General features: G+C 56.7%; 1 rRNA gene. It reads left to right on the top strand.

Annotation, left to right across the window (positions count from 1 at the left end):
• Positions 1–1,167 (top strand): 23S ribosomal RNA (locus ABZ261_RS29485); the annotation flags it as partial.
• Position 1,168: the final 1 nt, after the last annotated feature.

Genomic DNA, 1,168 nt, shown 5'->3' on the forward strand with positions numbered 1-1,168 from the left:
TGAGCTGGGGGTGGCCGCAGAGACCAGCGAGAAGCGACTGTTTACTAAAAACACAGGTCCGTGCGAAGCCGTAAGGCGATGTATACGGACTGACGCCTGCCCGGTGCTGGAACGTTAAGGGGACCGGTTAGCTCACTTTCGGGTGGGCGAAGCTGAGAACTTAAGCGCCAGTAAACGGCGGTGGTAACTATAACCATCCTAAGGTAGCGAAATTCCTTGTCGGGTAAGTTCCGACCTGCACGAATGGCGTAACGACTTCTCGACTGTCTCAACCATAGGCCCGGTGAAATTGCACTACGAGTAAAGATGCTCGTTTCGCGCAGCAGGACGGAAAGACCCCGGGACCTTTACTACAGTTTGATATTGGTGTTCGGTTCGGCTTGTGTAGGATAGCTGGGAGACTGTGAAGCATGCACGCCAGTGTGTGTGGAGTCGTCGTTGAAATACCAGTCTGGTCGTGCTGGATGTCTAACCTGGGTCCGTGATCCGGATCAGGGACAGTGTCTGATGGGTAGTTTAACTGGGGCGGTTGCCTCCTAAAGGGTAACGGAGGCGCCCAAAGGTTCCCTCAGCCTGGTTGGCAATCAGGTGTTGAGTGTAAGTGCACAAGGGAGCTTGACTGTGAGACCGACGGGTCGAGCAGGGACGAAAGTCGGGACTAGTGATCCGGCGGTGGCTTGTGGAAGCGCCGTCGCTCAACGGATAAAAGGTACCCCGGGGATAACAGGCTGATCTTCCCCAAGAGTCCATATCGACGGGATGGTTTGGCACCTCGATGTCGGCTCGTCGCATCCTGGGGCTGGAGTCGGTCCCAAGGGTTGGGCTGTTCGCCCATTAAAGCGGTACGCGAGCTGGGTTTAGAACGTCGTGAGACAGTTCGGTCCCTATCCGCTGTGCGCGTAGGAGTCTTGAGAAGGGCTGTCCCTAGTACGAGAGGACCGGGACGGACGAACCTCTGGTGTGCCAGTTGTTCTGCCAAGGGCATGGCTGGTTGGCTACGTTCGGGAGGGATAACCGCTGAAAGCATCTAAGCGGGAAGCCTGCTTCGAGATGAGGGCTCCCACCCACTTGATGGGGTAAGGCTCCCAGTAGACGACTGGGTTGATAGGCCGGATCTGGAAGCACGGTAACGTGTGGAGGTGACCGGTACTAATAGGCCGAGGGCTTG

The organism is Streptomyces sp. NPDC006193 (assembly GCF_040613915.1).
GTDB lineage: Bacteria > Actinomycetota > Actinomycetes > Streptomycetales > Streptomycetaceae > Streptomyces.